We start from the raw sequence: 1423 nt of genomic DNA on the forward strand, positions 1-1423 counted from the left end.
GCCCAGCCCCAGCGCGTCGGCCTCGGCGAAGCCGCGACCGAAGCCGTCCCGCACGTCCACCAAGCCGTTGGCCAAGCCGAAGCCGCCGACCGAGACCCAGGTGCCGCCGGCCCCGCCGAAGCCGGCGCCGGCCGGCTGCAAGCCCAGCCACCGGGGCACCAAGGCGACGCAGAGCCAGGTGAAGGCGGCGCTGGCCGACGCCGCGGCCCGCACCTACTGGCCCACCTCGGCGCCGGACATCCGCATCCCGTCGGTGCTGATGAAGGCCACCGCCTGGCAGGAGAGCGGCTGGCAGTCCACCATCGTCGCCTGCGACGGCGGCGTCGGGCTGATGCAGGTCATGCCGGCCACGGCGGAGTGGATGAACCAGCGGTTCGGTCAGTCCTACGACATCGACGACTACCGGGACAACGCCTACCTCGGCGGCACCTACCTGGCCTGGCTGACCAAGTACATCGGCGACATGTACTTCGAGTCCGACTACCGGCTGGACGCCTCGCTGTGCACGGCCGAGCTGAACTCGTGCCTGCTCAACGCCGTGATCGCGGCGTACAACTACGGGCACGGCGCGGTCGCCCGGGAGGGGCAGCCGCTGGCCATCCCCAACCCGCAGTACGTCTACAACGTGCGGGACCTGATGACCACCTGCGAGTGCCTGGCCTTCTGACCGGGCGTCCGGGGGCCGGCGTGCGGCCGACCCCCGGACGTCGGGTCAGTCCCGCGCGGTGACCGGCTCGGCCGGCACGCCCGGCGCCTCGGTCGGGGTCTCCGGCTCGGGGGTGATCCGCCCGGGCCACCAGAACCGGTCGCCGAGCAGGAACGCCAGCGCCGGCACCAGCACGGTGCGCACCAGCAGCGTGTCCAGCAGCACGCCGATGCAGACGATGATGCCGATCTGGGTGAGCGTGATCAGCGGGAGCACGCCCAGCACCGCGAAGACCGCGGCCAACAGCACACCGGCGCTGGTGATGACGCCGCCGGTGACGCGCAGCGCGGAGAGCATCCCGTCCCGGGTGCCGATCCGGCGGGCGTCCTCCCGGGCCCGGGTGACCAGGAAGATGTTGTAGTCCACGCCGAGGGCGACCAGGAACACGAACGCCAGCAGCAGCACCCCGGAGTCCAGTGCCGGGAAGTCCAGCACGTGGTCGAAGAGCAGCCAGGCCGCGCCGAGGCTGGCGAAGAACGACGCGATCACGGTCAGCACCAGCAGCAGCGGGGCCAGCAGGCCGCGCAGCAGCAGCACCAGCACGGCGCCGACAAGCAGCAGGATGATCGGCAGGATCAGCTGGAGGTCGCGGGTGTTCGCCTCGTTCGAGTCGTACGTGGCCGCGACCGTGCCGCCGACCAGCGCGCCGTCCGGGGCGTCCGCGCCGGCCACGGCCGGCGGTGCCGAGTTCGGTACGGCGGCGACCGCGTCGCGCAG

At 72.5% G+C, this 1423-nt stretch carries 2 protein-coding genes; one reads left to right on the forward strand and one right to left on the reverse strand.

The features are described from left to right. Window positions 1-667 (forward strand): lytic transglycosylase domain-containing protein (locus tag HUW36_RS32845; RefSeq protein WP_174531583.1); only part of this gene is annotated, 667 nt, incomplete at its 5' end. 45 nt (window positions 668-712) lie between these two features. Here the strand turns inward: HUW36_RS32845 and HUW36_RS32850 are convergent. Beyond that, window positions 713-1423 (reverse strand): MMPL family transporter (locus HUW36_RS32850; protein WP_174531584.1); only part of this gene is annotated, 711 nt, incomplete at its 5' end.

The sequence above is a fragment of the Micromonospora maritima genome (assembly GCF_902825405.1).
In the GTDB taxonomy this organism is placed as follows: domain Bacteria; phylum Actinomycetota; class Actinomycetes; order Mycobacteriales; family Micromonosporaceae; genus Micromonospora; species Micromonospora maritima.